This window comes from Aeoliella straminimaris, from assembly GCF_024054565.1.
Taxonomy (GTDB): Bacteria; Planctomycetota; Planctomycetia; order Pirellulales; family Lacipirellulaceae; genus Aeoliella; species Aeoliella straminimaris.
The window spans coordinates 54,602-70,896 of the sequence record NZ_JAMXLR010000062.1; the positions used below are offsets into that span (position 1 = coordinate 54,602).

Below are 16,295 nucleotides of genomic sequence, written 5' to 3' on the forward strand. Positions count from 1 at the left end.
CGGGAGTAGGACGACTCCGGAGCGGCCCTTCACGTTCTACGCCGCTTGCTGGGATTATGGCGACCAATTTTCGCCCGGTGACTAAAGGCCACGAGCGCCGCGATGCCAAGTACGGTCATAAGGTACGACGCGGGTTCTGGAACCCGTCCCAGACCGGCGCGATGGCGAAGAGTAAACGCCTTCGCTCCCTCCGGTAGATTGGCGAGTTGCTCGTCGGTGTAGTACTGCAGTACCGACTCTGGCAAATCTGGCACGTCGAATGATACGCGCATGGCAGAGAAAACAAAGCCAGGCAGTTCGCCGTCACTGAAGTTGATCAGATGGGGAAAGACATCGATCTGATTGTAAACCGAGGAGGTAACTGCGGGCGTCGATGGCAAGGGGGCGTCGAAGTCCAGCGCTGGAACTACACTTGTTGCGCGGATAAAACGGTCGCCGGTGCCAAAGCCGAGCTCAAAGTGGTAAGCGGCTTGCCCTCCGCCGCTACCCAAAAATGCGAGATCGTATTGATATTCGGTCACCCCGCCGGAGTCCAAAACAGGAAATATGGAGTCCACTTCGAGTGCCAGCAGGCCCCGCCCAAACTCATTTGGCGAGTCACTGTAGGTGCCAGCGTAATCATCGTTGTTTGGCGCACTTGTGCTCATGCCATCAATGGTACCTGCAGGGCACGGCGGTGTCATATTGAGTATCATCGCGACCCCGAGAAGTGTTGCTAGCAGTCCACGCATCGTCCAGCTCCTGTTACTTATGAAGATAGCGAAATGGTTGTCGATAGAAGCAACTTCGCGCTAAGAACTGCGCTCCCACCTCGGTGTCACCGGTAGCTCATCGGAGCCACGGAGGGTCCCGTAAGTGGAGACGCAATTCCCCCCAGCTGTCGCTACTCGGAAACCCAGCGGATCGGGTATCCAATGGCGTCGCTCAAGTGGACGTGATCGGTTCCGTCGGACCTCATCAATTGACGCTGGCTCGGGTAGGAGTTTCCTTTTGCCTTGACTTGAGCTGAAAAGACGATGTACTCCCCACCGGGGCTGTACTCTGGAGCGTACAGATTGATCAATTCTCGATCGATCCGCTCCTTCAGTATGGCAGTAGCACCACTAGCGACATCGAAGGTGGAGATCGTATCCCTGTCAGAGTAGACGATCTTGCTGCCGTCGGGACTCCAACATGGATCGCGGCCATTTGGAATAAAGGCGATGACGCCACCAGTCGCCACATCAAAGACCACCAAATCGTAGTAGATGAATTGATAGGCAGTGTAGACTCCCGTCACGCCATCGGGCGATAACTGGAACTCTTTCGCCACGCCTTGGTAGCTGGAGTCCTGCGGAGGCAACACCTGGTGATTCAACTCCAACACATCCAGACGCGTTACCGTTGGAATTTGCATACCGATGTCGTAAGCTTGATCGACCTCCATTGAGGAGATCGGTACAAGCGTCAAAGTGGACGGTGGGTCCACGAGATTGGTGACGTCGACACTCAGAATCCCGTCTTGTACGAACATGTACTGCGAGTAGTCGTTCACCGAGCAGCAGATGTAGCTATCCTGACCGTCGCGAGCCCACTTTGCTGAATCATTCAGCCAAAGTCCATCGCCAGCGAAGTCGGTGAGTTGAATTCTATCGCCAGTCAGCGAGTTTACCGCGAACAGCTCCGTCCATCCGATGAAGCTGTCGAACTCACCGTTCTCGTAAACGGCGACCGTACCGACCTCTTCCACACTGAGATACCACCGCTCACCTCCTGCAAACGAAAGATTCGACGGGTCAGTGGCAGGCGCCAAAGTGGGGTGCACGGCCGATGCGTCCACCTTGCCCTCGTAGGTAACTCCATCGACGGAGAAAACCACCTCGCCTGAAATGTCCGGTATGGTGGTGCCACCGTCGTCCCCGCCTCCGTTTCCATTGCCACCCTTCTTGGCTTGAACTGGTGGAGTGATGAGTGCGAGCAACAGAATAACAACCAATCCCAAGCGACTTCGGCTTGCCATTTTGGTCCCCCTTCAAAGGCGTGTAGATGCGTGTTTTTAGACCGCAACACGCGGGCTTAAGGGTCTATTCGCCGTGGGGATTGAAAAGCGACGCGCGAAATTCGAAAGTTGCTCAAAAGTAGCGATTAATCGCGGCGTGGCTGGTACCACTTTAGGGAACGGCTCATCGGTGCGTAGCTCCCCGATCGAACTTACATCGCAAGGCCACTAGCCCCGAAACACAGATCAAGCATACGAAGATCGACGATGGCTCTGGAACCTGGCGAAAGACATAGGCCTGCCCGACGTTTGGTCCCAAGGTTGCGTCTGAACGCGCACCGACGACAATCGTGCCCTGTTGTATTGCCACCGCGCTCCCAAATCGACGGCCATCGCCCGTGGGGTCATCAAGTGTTTGTAGCAACATTCCAGACTGCGCGTCGAATAGATGAACCTGACCAACTGGCAAATCTGCCTGGTAGTCGCCGGGTGCACCGATTAGCACGTTGTCTCCCAGCAGGTCCAAAGACTGGCCAAATCGATCGAATCCAAACCGTGGAGTCGGATCATCGAATGTGTGGAGTAGTTCACGAGTTCCTAAGTCGAATAGGTGTGCCTGCCCCTGTTCAACACCAGTAGAGTCATCGGCGGGGTCTCCTATTAGGGCCCGGCCGGAATCAACGCGAACAGAATATCCGAAACAGCATGACGAAGAAGTTGTTCTGGTGCTTTCCGTTGGGTCGTTGAAGGTCTGAAGCAGTTCACCCGTATTGGTATCAAAAAGATAAGCTTGCCCTTTCCCCAGGCCATTGCTTGAATCGCTCGAGGCGCCGACAAGCACATAGTCACCATCGATGTCAACGGAGTCTCCAAAACGATCACCCACCGTGGACCCAATCCACGGAGTGGGCGTTGGGTCATCGAATGTCCGAAGTAGCCCACCAGTCACGGCGTCAAACAGGTGGACTTGGCCCACATGGAACCCGTTTGTATCGTCCGAAGGCGAACCGATCAGGATATGATTGGCATCGATTGCGACTGAATGACCAAAGTAGTCCGATGGGGCAGGCGCATCCGCAGGAAGGGGCGAAGGATCTGCAAACGAATGGAGGAGTTTCCCAGTGGTTACATCGAATAGATAAGCATCCCCGTAGCGGTTGCCCGGAAATCCGAAGCTTGGGGCGCCAATCAGTGCGTAGTTACTCTGGAGGTCCACTGAGTAGCCAAAGCTATCGTCGACCGTAGGTGTTGGATCGTCGAACGTGTGTAGGAGAGCGCCGGTAGCGCCGTCGAACAGGTACGCCTGTCCAACATCGGTCCCGGCGGAGTCATCATCTCGAGCACCAATCAGAATCATATCTCCGTCAGCAGCAACGGACACACCAAACTGATCACCAACTTCAGGTGTTGGATTGTTCAGCGTCGCAGCATAGGCAAATGGTCCTGCCAAACCCTCTTGGTGTTGAACGGCAATAAAGCAAAAGCTGATCAACAACACGCACGAGGGGGCCACAGATGTAGTAGTCATCGTAACATTCCATATCTCGGGGAAGCCAGCAACCACAGCTGAAGATCACTCCATATAGCGGCACGAGCCGACACCGAAGTCGAGTTTAGGAGGTTGAGTGGCAAAGGGATGACTGGATGCAGTAGATCAGCTTGTTTGGATAACCGTTGCATAGAAACAGTGTTACCTAGTCGCCGTAATGGCCCTGCGCTTACTTCTACCATTTGGTGGGCATCAAAGGACACGCCACACAGCCACTAAGCCGAGGGCAAGTACACCGATTAGCCAAAATGAAGCCGGTTCGGGTACAACGCGGAACACTTGAACACGCTCGTTGCCGCTATCGACCACCCAAATCCGACCGGTTGGGTCGATTGCTAGACCCAGGGGATCGTCAAATTGCCCTACCTCTGATCCCGATTCTCCGAAAGAGAATTGAAATGATCCGAACTGGTCAAAGACTTGCACTCGGTCATTCCGTGTATCCGTCACGAAGAGATGTTCGTTGGAGTCAATGGCGACGTCTGTCGGCTCATGGAACTGTCCATCCGAAGTTCCGAGCTTCCCAAACTCGAATTGGTATGCCCCTGCGTCATTGAACACTTGAACGCGATGATTCAATGTATCTGCGACATAGAGCGCATTGCTGTCATCGATGGTAATTAAACCAGGATTGCTGAATTGCCCCGCATTGTTTCCGGCGCTTCCAAATTGTGCAGTATAGTTGCCCGCCGCGTCGAACTTCTGCAGGCGATTCGACCATGCATCAACTACATAGACGTCGCCAGAACTATTCACCGCGACGCCGACGGGGACCCGGAATTGTCCGTTGCCGTCACCATGGCTTCCAAATTGACTTTTGTAGGACCCTGAATTATCAAACACCACCACCCTTCTGCTGTAGGATTCAGAATCTACTACGTAGATGGAGCCCGCATCGTCGATCGCAAGGCCAATCGGATGGGCAAGATTTCCTTCGTCGCTGCCCTCACCGCCGAACTGATATAGATAACTGCCCGCATTGTCGAACACTTGCACGCGGTCGTTGCCTCCACGATCCGTGACGTACGCCTTGCCAGCGGCATCGATCTCGATGTCGGTAGGCTTCTTGAATTGGCTGTTACCGGATCCCCAGGTACCAAAGGAGAAGAGAAACTCCACCTGGGCGGCCGAAGCAGGTGAGGACAGCAGGAGTAGAGCATAGACGATCGGGCTAAAAAGTTGCTTTCGCATCAATGGTGCCATGATTTTTGGGAGGCCGGTAAACATACTAGAGCGATGGAGAAACGTTCGTTTGAAGTTGTGGATAAGGGGAGTTCATGCCCAATGGAGAGTACTCCGAGGGGGCAAGCATCGTTGCGCCGCTAGCACCCTTGGTCGGCTCTGGACCGCAGCCGCAACAGTATGCCCTACACAGGCGGACACGCCACAAGAAGTGCTTCAGTAGACATCTTTCGCTTCGATCACTGGCGTTTAGATAGAGTGTGTCATCGCAGCCCAGGGCCCCCCTGCCTGACTTGAAGTAGTGCTAAGTTACCGCCCCCCCGGTGGTAAGTTGCAACTGCCGCCGAGTTGAGTGTTGCGCCTGCCTCTACCAGTGAATTCGCCTTCCTGGCGAGAATCCGACGCGCATCGGGCTCGAATTTTTGCTAAGCACCAAAGATTCGACCCCAGTCTGGTTAGTTTTTCCTCCAAATCATGCAATTGAGTTCGAAATGTAGGAGCGTTGCCCATCACTTAGAGAGGCGAATGGGAATATTGTTCTCGTCCGCCGACAAGCCGTTTTTTAGCAGCCTGCTCGGTGCCGCCTGTAGCGCTAACGAGCCACGGAGGGTCCCGTAAGTGGAGACGCAAGCCCCCCAGCTGTCGCTAATCTGAGACCCAGCGAGTAGCCTCCCGAAAACGGGTATCCACCTGCACGCGGTCTGAACCATCCGAGTTCATTACTTGTGCCTCGAAACTGATGTCCTTGCCTTGAGGATGTTGCGATGAGTACAGAATGTAGTTGCCGTCGGGACTGAACTCGGGATTCCAAAAGTTCGACTGCTCGCGTTTAATATCGGTTTGCAGCACGGTCGTCACTCCTGAAAGTGTGTCGAACACATTTACCGTATCGCGTGTTGCGAAGACGAGTTTAGAGCCATCGGGACTCCAGCTGGGATCACGGGCATCGGGAATCACCGCGAGGGTAGCTCCCGTGGGAACGTCGAAGATCACTGTTTCTCGATAGATAAAGTCCAGAGTCATGTAGGCTCCGGTTACTCCATCTGCCGAAACTGAGAACTCTCGAGCAAGATAACTACCCGAACCACCCGAGCCGACGGGAGCATGCGGCAGGATGGTAGCAGCTGTACTGGTGATCAAGGGCATCGGCAGGCCGGCGCGATACGCATTGTCTACGGCCGTTGACGAGTACGGAATGAGCACCAGTGGAGTTGGTGCATACTCGTAGTCGGTTACTTCAAACCCCAACTCCCCATCTACGACTACAAGGTACCTAGACTCATCAAACAGCGCGCAAGCAATGTAGCTATCCTGTCCATCTCGCGCCCATGTGAGCGACCGGTAGTCGACGTACCATCCGGCTGCTGCGAAATCAGTTAGCTGGATCTGTTGTCCAGTCAGAGAGTTGACGGCGAACACGTCGACCCATTCGACGACGTCCGTTTGAACGCCGTCCTCAAACATGGGCAGAGTCCTCGTGACCTTCGTCGTCAGGTACCATCGTTCGCCATTGGCAAAAGTCAGGTTAGACGGGTCGGCATCGGCGGGGGCTAGCGTGGGCTGGTAGGCGGTGCCGTCGAGCGACATTTCGCTGGTGAAGTCATTATCACTAACGGCTATCTCCCCCGGGGCATTCGGCACGGTGGTGCCACCGTCATCGCCGCCGCCGCCACCATTGCCATTGCCACCTTTCTTGGCCAGGACGGGTGTCGCGAAACCGATCCATGCTGCCAGGACGACGACAGCCGCAGTTTTGATGGTCCTCATTGCAGTCCCCTTTCTTATCTGAATAGTTGCTGACAGCCGTGTTCCGGTAGGAAGGACGGTCGCTTGAGGGGTAATTCGCATTGACGAGCGAAAAGCGACGCGCGAAAAAGTGAAAAAATTGGATTCTTGAATGAGGGGGGCGGAACGCAATCCCCTGGGCGGTGGCCAATCGTGCAATAGATACCTCCAGAACCGCTGCAGCGGTCTCGACGATCGAGACTACTACAGGCAACGAACATCAATCGAGCATGCGTCAATCAAGTGCTACGGATTCCTACTCGCGGTAACCTTAGCTGCGGCGACGATAGAGAACGGCACCTCCGATCACGATTCCCGCCATCAGTAGGGCTGCGGGCGGCTCTGGCACTGTTGCGGTGGAGTAGATGTAAGCACGCCCGGTTTTCAATCCATCGTCGTTGGAAATAAAGCGTCCACCGATCGCGATCGTGCCATTGTCCATGGCCACCGAACCGTACTGTGCTCCATTGGTCGGATCAGCTGGTGCGGGACCAGGGTAGGTCAACGTCTGCACCAACTCGCCCGTGCTGACTTCGAACAGATGAGCTTCACCGGTACGATGCTGCGATTCATGGTGGCCGGTCGCTCCGATGAGAGCGAGGCCTTCATCCAAGGCAACATGTATTCCGAACACATCTCCTACAGTGGGCGTCGGATCGTCGAACGTGCGCAGCAAGCTACCTGTGGTCGCATCGAACAAATGGGCTTGCCCCACATCTCGCCCATTTGTTTCGTCATAGTATGCACCAATCAACACGCTATCGGCATCCAAAGCAACAGAACAGCCGAAATGGTCATTGCTGGTGGGCGTAGGATCGTCGAAGGTGTGCAGCAAGTCGCCGCTGGTTGCATCGAAAAGGTACGCACGACCCACATTCATGCCGTTCGTGTCGTCGTTGATTGCACCTATCACGATGCGGTCACCTGCCAGTGCGATGCTCGCTCCAAACCCACTGTCTGCGTTCGACGGGTCAGAGAAGGTCTGCAGAACATCTCCGGTCGTCACGTCAAAAAGAACAGTAGTTTCGCCGCCACTTACTAGTGCTGAATTTCCCTCCAAATCCACCGCCACGCCAAACCACTTGTTGCTTGGTGTCGGGGCATCGAAGCTTCGGATGAGTTCACCGCTCGTTGTGTCAAACAGGTGAGCACGTCCGGCATTCTGGCCGTTCGTATCGTCGCCATATTCGCCGATCAGGGCACGACCGCCATCAATCGCTATCCCCAACCCGAAAGCATCTTTCTCCGTTGGATGTGGATCATTGAATGTGCGCAATAGCGCTCCGGTCGTCCCATTGAAGAGATGCGCCTGGCCGACATTGTCGCCGAAGGTTTCGTCCGCCCATGCTCCTATCAAGACGGTATTGCCGTCCACTGCCAAGGAAGCGCCAAACTCGTCACCCGGATGCGACGTTGGATCGTCGAGCGTGAACTGCAAATCGAATGGCTGGCCATTTGCGAGTTGACTGGTGAGGCAGCTCGCGATAGCAAACAGAAGGCACTTCAGCGAATAAAGCGTGGATTTCATGGCAGGGCATCTCCAAGGAAAGTCGATAGGGAACGGGCTGCCATCGAACAGCAGACCAGTGGAACGAAAAGCCGAAAGAAAGAATGCTCACCTCAGTGGGCGGGCTATTGGCGGCAGCTATTCGTTGGAGATCACTGGCGAATATAAACAAGGTGTCGTCGCGGCCCAGGAGGGACGAATGCCTGACTTGATGCAGTGCTACCTTACCGCCCCCCAGTGGTAAGGTGCAACTAGCGTGATCCTGTAAATCACGCCTGCCTCTACCTATGAATTCGCCATGCGGATGCGAAAGCGACGCGCCGAGCGCTCAATTTCTCCAAGAATCCAAGAATCTTTGCGCAGCTACGTGGTTTCCCGCCCAAAACTTGCAATTCGGCTCGATTCGTGGAAGATGGGCGTCGGATTTCTCGTGGCAAGGCGAATCTACTAGTAAGGGGCACCGTGAACCAGCTATCCACCGCCGATTCCTCCAGCAACGCGACGGACCCCTGGAGTGCCACGGTTGCCGCGGCCTGCGACGGCTCGCGTCAGGCCCAGAGCCGGTTGTTTGCCGATTTGCGGTCGTACCTCAGATCGCGAGCCGCGGCCGGTCTCGACCCACACCTCCAAGTGAAGGTGAGTCCCTCCGACCTGGTGCAAGAGACCTTGATGGAGGCGTATCAGTCATTCGAACGGTTCGAGGGCAAGACACGTGCTGAACTGCTGGTGTGGCTACAAGGCATTTTGAAACATCGATTGCTGACCGCCCAACGCAAGTTCCACAAAGCCGAGAAGAGAAGCCTGCGACGCGAAGTCCATATTGACCAGGCTCAGGCGTCGGGATCGCGGTGGGCAGTGACCGACAACGAGCGAACCTCGCCAAGTGGCCAGGTGATGGCGAACGAAGAGCGCGAGCGGCTGGAAACGGCCATGACTCGCCTGCCCGAACGACAGGAGCAGGCGGTGCGGCTGAGAAACGAGCTGCGGCTCTCCTTTGAGGAAGTGGGCAAGGTACTGGGTTGCTCGGCCGGTGCAGCGCAAAAACTATGGTCGCGAGCCATCGAGCGGCTTGCTGAGGAACTGACCGATGAAGAGTCGAGCCATTCATGACGATGTGAAGACTGCGGCCGATCCGCCTCACGAGCTCTGCGAGATGCTCGTAGCCTACGACGAGCACGGACCGCTGGACGCCTGGCAGGAATCGGAGCTGCCAGAGGAATTGCGACAGCGATTCGCCGTGGATCGTCACTGTCTCGATCTGTTGCACCGCGCTTGGCCAGCGGAGCCTCCCCCGGAGCCGGATCCGGCGTCGCCTCGCGAGTTGGGCGATTTCCGTATCGTCCGTGAAATTGGCAGGGGGGGTATGGGAATCGTGTACGAGGCCGAGCAGCTTTCGCTGGGCCGCCGCGTAGCGCTCAAGGTGCTTCCCTTTGCAGCGGTGCTCGATGCTAACCAGTTACTGCGGTTCAAGAACGAAGCCCAGGCTGCCGCATCGTTGCACCGCGAAGGTATCGTGCCGGTGTACGCGGTGGGGTGCGATCGCGGAGTGCACTATTACGCTATGCAGTTGATCGAGGGGCAAACGCTGGCCGAGTGGATCGCTGATCAAAGGCACGCGATCGGCTCCTCGCAAGGTGGTAAGCAAGTTTCTTTATCCGCCGACACCGCACCAGTGGCGGAGCTTGAAACGAAGAAGACACAGGCTAGTTCGAATAGCGTTAGACGGGCAGCCGAATTGGCAGCGGAGGCTGCCGAATCGCTTGAATATGCCCACGAGCAAGGCATTGTGCACCGCGACATCAAGCCATCCAACCTGTTGGTCGATAGCCGGGGACGGGCCTGGATCACCGACTTTGGGCTCGCCAGGGTGGAAGCCAATCCGGCCCTTACGGCTTCCGGAGACATGCTCGGTACGCTCCGCTATATGTCTCCCGAGCAAGCGACCGGCAAAGCAACCGACGTTAATCACCGTGCCGATGTGTACGGGCTTGGTGCTGCGCTCTACGAGATGCTCATACTCCGCCCGGTGCACGACGCCAAGGAGCGGGGACGATTGCTCAAGCAGATCGCCGACGACGAGCCGAGCGGGTTAAGGAGCCTGAATTTCCAGGTGCCGATCGACCTGGAAACGATCGTGCTGAAGTCGCTGGCCAAGGATCCCGTTGACCGCTACGACACAGCGGGCGCGATGGCGGCGGACCTGCGGCGCTTTTTGGCGGGCAATGAAATCTCGGCCCGCCGTCCTGGTCTTATCGAACGCGCGAAGCGGTGGTTGCGGCGCAGGCCACATGTGGCAATGTCGCTGGCCGCGATCATCGCCGTCTTGCTGATCGCATCGACTGTTGCTACGGCCATAAGTCGCCAATCGCAGCGCGACACAGCTGCGGCGCTCACGTCCGCCGACGCGAATTTCGACCTAGCCATGAAGGCCATCGACCGAGCGGTGAAAACGGGCGAAGACGACGGCATCAACCGGCAGGAAGAAATGCTGCAGGACGCGGCCAAGCTATACCGACAGTTGGTTCCGCCCGTGTCTACCACCCCGCGAGAGTTGACGAACAAAGAGAGGACGTTTCACCAGCGGCGGAGCGAGGTTCTCTATCGCCTCGCCGCGCTGCAGCGTCAACGAGGAGACTACAAAGTAGCCGAACAAACGGCACGCGAAGCGATCGAGGCAGGCCAAGGCTTAGTGAAGCGCGACCCGGGAGATCCCGCGGCGGCAAGGATACTGGCGGTCGGCTATAACTCTCTCGGCGACGTGTACTACAAATCAATGCACTACGTCGAGGCCGAACACGTCTACTCCGCCGGGTTGCCCGTGGTTTACGCCGCTCGCGAAATGCCAGACGCGCTAGTGGAGACCGAAGCCTGGCTGCTTGGCGGCCTGGCCCGTGTGCACTGGGTATTCAATCGTCATGAACAGGCGGAAGACGCTTTCAGTGTTGCACTGAAAGCGGAGGAGCGATTGCTATCGGGTGCCGATCGCGATTCAACGGCACTCAGCAACCATGCCGGTACGTTGAACGACTACGCAATGCTGTTGCATAACCAAGGAAAACGACATGAGGCGATAATTCACCTAAAGCAGGCCGTTGCTTTGGAGCTTGAAGCCCGGGAAGTGGCCCCGGAGAATACCTCCATACCGCTGTTTCTCCACCATCACCTGTGCCTGTTGGCGAGAGAATATAACAGTGCGGGCGACGACCAGGCATGCTTGGATACCTGTCAGCTGATAGCGACTAACTTGCCGAGGAAACTAAGAAGCTATTCGTCGGCCGCCGAATTCGGTTCGTACACGCTGGAACATCTGAAGCAGGCAAAATCGCTCCCCGCAGGCAAGCTTGCGGAGCACCAGGCACAGGTTCGCATATGGCTCGCCGAGGCGGTTGTCGCTCCCGAGTTCGAGCCAGAATTCCTCCACAGGCACGTAGGTTTACTGACGCAGTCGCCGGACTCCATCACGTACGATCCGCAGACCGCCGTGACACTTGGCAAGCGACTGGTACGCACAAGGCCGGAGGTTGCCCGGTTCTGGACGATGCTGGCCTTGGCCCATACTCGCAGCGGAGACCCTGCGGCGGCTACAGAAGCGATTGCCCGGGCCGAAGGGGCGACGCAGGACGCGGATTCGGATACGGACTTGCTCATCGTCAGGACGTTGATCTGCCAAGCCAGTGGGGATGTCGAACAGGCGAAGGCCTGCTACCAGGAACTCGCCGCGTGGCGCAGCGAGCATGAGCACCAGATGGAGGACAGCGAGTGGCACCTGCGGCTTGTAGCCGAGCTGGATGGCATTTTTGCAGACCTGGAGACGTCTTCAGCGACGGCCGGCACTATCAAACAACACCACCACGAGGTCGCACCGTGACGGATAGAACCAAGACACGGGCCGCGGGCTTTACGCTCGTTGAACTCCTCGTCGTGATCGCAATCATCGGCGTACTGGTCGCCTTGTTGCTTCCAGCGGTGCAGTCGGCCCGTGAGTCTGCTCGTCGTACAACATGTTTGAATAACCTCAAGCAACAAATCCTGACGGTGCACGCCTATCACGACACACACGGCATCATACCGCCGGTGTACAACGGCTCGCAGGATCCATTTGCTGGCTTTCTGCTGGGTATCACCAGTCATTCCTGGCGATCTGCGGTGCTGCCGTACATGGAGCAGCAAGCTTTGTTCGACAGGATCGACTTCGACGCCTACGCAACGGACGTGGTGAATCAGCCCGCTGCCACGACACCGCTCGAAGTCTTCCACTGCCCGAGCACTCCCCGGAACAACGCACTGGCTCGGGGATTATGGGTCGGCCGGGGCCGACTGGACGAGACGCTCTCTGCGGCAGTAACCGACTACAATGCTTCGGAAGGGATTATGGACGGCAAGCTTTGCATCCCCGGCGGCTGGGGCGAAGTGATCGACAACCGACAGCGCAAAGTACGCTTTGCCAACGTCACCGACGGCTTAAGCCAAACCTTGTTACTACTCGAGCGAGGTGGGCTGCCCGATCTCTATCAGGAAGACCAGCACACACCGCATGACCCGCCAAGGTTCCGCACATGGGGCAATGTTGGCTTATGGGCCATCAGCGCCGAGACGATGATGAATCATCTCAGCAACGAACATGGCACACCGATGGTTAACTACGACAACGCGAAGGGCATTTACTCGTTTCACCCCGGAGGCGCCCAGACCGCGTTTGGCGATGGCGCCGTGCATTGGCTGACTGAAGACGTAGATAACGACATCTTGGCGGCTCTCATCACCCGGGATGGCGGTGAGTGGGTCGATCTCGATTCGATCCGATAAGTTCCTTGTCGACGGATGCGACGGCAGCTCACGCAACTAGATTACGGCCTTGATTCACCCAGCTATGCCTACCCCGACAGCCTATCGCATATGCCTCTTGCTCCTGTGGTTGTTCACAGCCGGGTCTCATCGATCCGCCGCCGAGGTTCGCATTTGGTCATTCGAGGCCACGGTGACCGAAATCGACGACGAAGACCAGTTGCTGGGAGATGTTCGCTTGGGTGACACAGTGAAGGGGTCATTTGCCTACGACCTCGACAACCCAGGTTATCTCGACGGTCCGGAAAGTGCTTGGTATGACCACCCCACACAGTTTGCCGGGGTCGAAGTGGAGCTAATCAATCCTCGGACTGAGATGACACAAGTGTGGTTGCCTCAACCCACTTTTGAAGTCTCGGTGACCGAGTGCCTCATCTTCACCGATTGCCATGACGCGGTGATCATGTATCAGAGCGTCCTTCCCCCGCGACCAGCGCTCAACGACTGGCTGTTCGTCCAATTCTCTGGACCAGAGGTAATCGATGACCTTAATCTACCAACGGAATGGATCCTGGATGACTGGCCATTCGGTATTGTCGCCATCGGTGCTGCCGGTATCCTCGACGGCATCACAGCACAAATCTACGAGATCACCCCGATCCTAGCTGGCGATTTCAATCGCGACGACAAAGTCGACGCCCAAGACTACGAGAAGTGGAAATCAGAGTTCGGAGCGGACGCCACGAGCTGGGCCGACGGAAACCGGGACGGAGTGGTGAATCTCGCTGACTACACCTCTTGGCGCAATAACCTGGGCTCCGTCGCGGCGGCCATGGACCCTGGCAGCCAGAAGATCCCGGAGCCAATGGGAGGCGCTTTGCTCGGAGTATGCCTATTGGCTTGGCACGTGGGTCGTAACAGAGGGTGCACAGTTTAACGCAATTTCGCTAGAGGCCGAACTCACATCGGTGATTTCAACCTCAGCAGGAAGCAAGGGGCTGCTTAAGTGCCTCAAGCAGCATACTCGACCCAGTAGACGCCACGGTCATCATGATGCAGCCGGGCGGATAAGCGCTACATCTGCGAGGCTGCCTGGAGAGGAGTGTGAGTTGCCGAGATAGAGCGATTGGCACCCGCGAGACCACTACGCGAAGCTTCTGGGGTATCGACGACCCGTGGTACTGGCGGAACTCGGAGCGCTGATGCATAGATCAGACCGCTGTGCTCCAAAATCTTTGTAGCGCTATCGCGACCTGCATGAATGATGTGATCAAGGCAATCTCATTCATCGTCGAATGACTGGTAAGACGGCACGCGTCAATAACGGAATACGTTGTTGGTGCGCGACAGCAGATCCCGCAACAGTTCCGATCGAACACAACCGCAAACTTCCTATGTTACCGACGCCAAATTCCATCAAAAACTCCAGCGAGCGAATGTACTAAGGGTGCGGTGAAAGAAGGGGGGGTGGGCCCCCTCACCGAGCTAGCCGTTTCTTATGAGCAGCCACTTGTGCGGTCCGCATCCACTTTGCACTGAGCCGCGCGTCGGCCGCTCTCAATGCTTCAAGCAGTTCCCAAACGATCGCTAAAGAACCATCACACAGCGCGCATCGTGCGTTCATGGTCACTAGTGTTTGTACATGGCCAATCGGAATTGATCACAACGAGACGCGACGCCGGCGCACCATTTTGAGAAACTGCGCGCTAACTGATTGACAAGCAGCGATCGACAGAGTTATACGTGACGTCGATCGCTGCGCGCCGCGCGGCGCAAGAAGCGGCCCGGTCAAGTGCGTCAACACTCGACCGGGCCTAGGACACAACCTACATGGGAGGTTGCAGCCATGTCTCGTAATGTAAGCCGCTGCGCTGCGCGCAGCAAGTCGCGCCGCTCGGTCTACCAACTGGTAACCGAGCAGATCATTGAAGCTTTAGAACGTGGTGTCGTTCCCTGGCGGCGGCCCTGGCGGGGGGAACAAGCAGCGCCTCGCAGCGCTACCAGCGACAAGCCCTACCGCGGCGTCAACGCGTTCCTGCTCGCCATGCAGGCCGATGCCCTGGGGCTCGAGAGCCCCTACTGGCTGACCTACAAGCAGGCTCAAGCATTGGGCGGCCAGGTCCGTCGGGGAGAACGGTCGACGTTGATCACGTTCTGGACTGAGTGGACTCCCAAAGAGCCCCGCGGCGAGAACGAAGCGCCGGGCAAGATCCCGGTGCTTCGCTACTACCAGGTGTTTCACGCCAGCCAGTGCGACGGACTCGGCGCCCGTTACACGGCCGCACCGGACACACCGGCCAACCCGTTCGAGCCGATCGAGCGGTGCGAAGAGGTCGTCCGCAAGATCGTGAGTGGTCCGCGGATCGAGTCCGCTGGCTTCTCGGCCTGCTACCGGCCGTTGTCCGATACGGTCCGCATGCCTGCCCCTGAGCGATTCGATACGCCGCAGGCCTATTACGCCACGCTGTTTCACGAGCTGATCCACTCCACCGGTCATCGCGACCGCCTGGCCCGCGCGGCGATCGTCGAGCCACAGCAGTTTGGCTCGGATCCCTACGGCCGCGAGGAACTGGTCGCCGAGATGGGCGCCGCGTTCCTGATGGGCCATTGCGGCATCGAGGCCACCACGATCGACAATACGGCCAGCTACATCGACGGCTGGCTGCGGGTGATCCGCGAGGATGCGCGGTTGGTGATCCAGAGCGCGGCCGCAGCCCAAAAGGCGGCGGACTGGGTGCTGGGCCGGAAAGGGGGTGAGGCATGAACGCCGTTTGCCCATTGTTTGAACGGTATCGGCCCACCCGTTGGGAAGATCTGGTCGGTCAGGCGAAGATCGTCCGGCGGATTGGCCGGCTCCAGGAGCGCGGAGGACTGGCGGGCCGCGCCTACTGGATCAGCGGTCAGTCGGGTACCGGTAAGACAACCGTCGCCCGGTTGATCGCCCAGGAGGTCGCCGATCCCTTGAACGTGGAGGAGGTCGACGCCACCGGACTGTCGGCGGCCGCCATCCGCAGTCTGGAGCAAGAGTCGCAGCTCTACGGGATGGGCCCGCTATCAGGGCGGTGTTACCTGGTGAACGAAGCGCACGGACTGAACCGGGCAGCGGTGCGGCAGCTGCTGACCACGCTGGAGCGGATCCCCGGGCACGTGGTGTGGGCGTTCACGACGACCAACGACGGCCAGGAGGGGCTGTTTGAGGAACTCGACGACGCCCACCCGCTGCTCTCGCGGTGCATCGAGCTGCCGCTGGCCCGGCGGGGTTTGGCGGAGGCGTTTGCCGAACGGGCCCGCGAGATCGCCATCCGCGAGGATCTCGACGGCCGGCCGCCCGCGGCCTATCTCGAGCTGGTCCGCCAGAAGCGGAACAACCTGCGGGCAGTGCTTCAGGAAATCGAAGCGGGCGCGATGCTGGTCGAGTGACGACGGCGCGGCGGCTGGGAACATTCTCAGCCGCCCCGCAGTGTAGCGCGGAGCAACTACTCGCCTAGCCTCAGTACGTTGCGCTAGCT

General features: G+C 57.7%; 12 protein-coding genes. 6 read left to right on the forward strand and 6 right to left on the reverse strand.

The window, feature by feature from the left end; all coding sequences use genetic code 11:
• Window positions 1-29 precede the first annotated feature (29 nt).
• The 6 genes from NG895_RS18680 to NG895_RS18705 all read right to left on the reverse strand — a co-directional run bounded on the left by NG895_RS18680 (window position 30) and on the right by NG895_RS18705 (window position 8,022).
• Window positions 30-731 (reverse strand): hypothetical protein, encoded by a 702-nt coding sequence (locus NG895_RS18680; RefSeq protein WP_252854045.1) that lies wholly within the window; start codon window positions 729-731, stop codon window positions 30-32.
• Between the two features lie 152 nt (window positions 732-883).
• Window positions 884-1,999, reverse strand: a complete 1,116-nt coding sequence (locus NG895_RS18685) for a TolB family protein (RefSeq protein WP_252854046.1) — start codon at window positions 1,997-1,999, stop codon at window positions 884-886.
• A 163-nt stretch (window positions 2,000-2,162) separates the two neighbouring features.
• Window positions 2,163-3,476: a hypothetical protein gene (locus NG895_RS18690; RefSeq protein ID WP_252854047.1), complete on the reverse strand. Its 1,314-nt coding sequence runs from the start codon at window positions 3,474-3,476 to the stop codon at window positions 2,163-2,165.
• A gap of 243 nt (window positions 3,477-3,719) precedes the next feature.
• Complete coding sequence (locus NG895_RS18695) at window positions 3,720-4,754, reverse strand: 6-bladed beta-propeller (RefSeq protein WP_252854048.1); 1,035 nt, start codon at window positions 4,752-4,754, stop codon at window positions 3,720-3,722.
• A gap of 600 nt (window positions 4,755-5,354) precedes the next feature.
• The gene (locus tag NG895_RS18700; protein WP_252854049.1) at window positions 5,355-6,476 is read right to left on the reverse strand and encodes a WD40 repeat domain-containing protein; all 1,122 of its coding nucleotides are present in this window, start codon (window positions 6,474-6,476) and stop codon (window positions 5,355-5,357) included.
• 289 nt (window positions 6,477-6,765) lie between these two features.
• A complete protein-coding gene (locus tag NG895_RS18705) occupies window positions 6,766-8,022 on the reverse strand; it encodes a WD40 repeat domain-containing protein (protein ID WP_252854050.1) in 1,257 nt (418 codons plus the stop codon).
• Between the two features lie 441 nt (window positions 8,023-8,463).
• Here NG895_RS18705 and NG895_RS18710 point away from each other — a divergent pair, with 441 nt between their 5' ends.
• The 6 genes from NG895_RS18710 to NG895_RS18735 all read left to right on the forward strand — a co-directional run bounded on the left by NG895_RS18710 (window position 8,464) and on the right by NG895_RS18735 (window position 16,206).
• Window positions 8,464-9,111: a sigma-70 family RNA polymerase sigma factor gene (locus tag NG895_RS18710; protein WP_252854051.1), complete on the forward strand. Its 648-nt coding sequence runs from the start codon at window positions 8,464-8,466 to the stop codon at window positions 9,109-9,111.
• Window positions 9,089-11,869: a protein kinase domain-containing protein gene (locus tag NG895_RS18715; protein WP_252854052.1), complete on the forward strand. Its 2,781-nt coding sequence runs from the start codon at window positions 9,089-9,091 to the stop codon at window positions 11,867-11,869. Before NG895_RS18710 ends, NG895_RS18715 begins: the two co-directional genes overlap by 23 nt.
• A complete protein-coding gene (locus NG895_RS18720) occupies window positions 11,866-12,807 on the forward strand; it encodes a DUF1559 family PulG-like putative transporter (protein WP_252854053.1) in 942 nt (313 codons plus the stop codon). The genes NG895_RS18715 and NG895_RS18720 overlap by 4 nt, the downstream gene beginning before the upstream one ends.
• A 64-nt stretch (window positions 12,808-12,871) precedes the next feature.
• A complete protein-coding gene (locus NG895_RS18725) occupies window positions 12,872-13,723 on the forward strand; it encodes a hypothetical protein (RefSeq protein WP_252854054.1) in 852 nt (283 codons plus the stop codon).
• 909 nt (window positions 13,724-14,632) lie between these two features.
• Window positions 14,633-15,550: an ArdC family protein gene (locus tag NG895_RS18730; protein WP_252854055.1), complete on the forward strand. Its 918-nt coding sequence runs from the start codon at window positions 14,633-14,635 to the stop codon at window positions 15,548-15,550.
• A complete protein-coding gene (locus NG895_RS18735; RefSeq protein ID WP_252854056.1) occupies window positions 15,547-16,206 on the forward strand; it encodes an AAA family ATPase in 660 nt (219 codons plus the stop codon). Before NG895_RS18730 ends, NG895_RS18735 begins: the two co-directional genes overlap by 4 nt.
• Window positions 16,207-16,295: the final 89 nt, after the last annotated feature.